The following is a 524-nucleotide window of genomic DNA, read 5'->3' on the forward strand; positions in this document are numbered from 1 at the left end:
CATACATGTTAGTTCCTGCGATAGGATTTGCTCCACTATTAGCATCTGCTGCTGATGTGTGATAAGTTACTGTATAATCAGCTGGATTCTGAGTTCCAAGAATAATAGGAGTCTGTGCATCTAGATTAAAAGTTTGTACAATTCCGTTAAACCCATCTCCATCATCTAGATTGTCACAAAGTTCTAAGTTTCCAACTGCGTTAGCAACAGGCACAGGATCTACATTAAGAGTGATATGAGTACCAAATCCAAGACAGTCGTTATCTAAGTTACTATCCACACGCACATATATTTGTTGCGAGTTAGGATATCCAATGTTTCTATAGTTAGCAGGATCAGCAATAGCATTTTGTTCAGCAAGCGCATCAGCCTCATTACGATAGTAGGTGATTGTTAATTGTTGTGTTACAGGAAATAACGCACGTACTTCTGCCGTTACAGAGCTAAAGTCAAAAGTGGTTACTCCATCAGTATCATCATTATTGGCATTATCATTTCCATCGATGTCTAAGAAATCGTCACAA

At 38.4% G+C, this 524-nt stretch carries 1 protein-coding gene; it reads right to left on the reverse strand.

Features of this window, described 5'->3' with window-relative positions; all coding sequences use genetic code 11:
• A partial coding sequence (locus AAON49_RS00110; protein ID WP_502942868.1) for an FIDD domain-containing protein occupies positions 1-524 on the reverse strand: 524 nt, incomplete at both ends.

Source organism: Pseudotenacibaculum sp. MALMAid0570 (genome assembly GCF_040151415.1).
Lineage (GTDB): Bacteria > Bacteroidota > Bacteroidia > Flavobacteriales > Flavobacteriaceae > Polaribacter.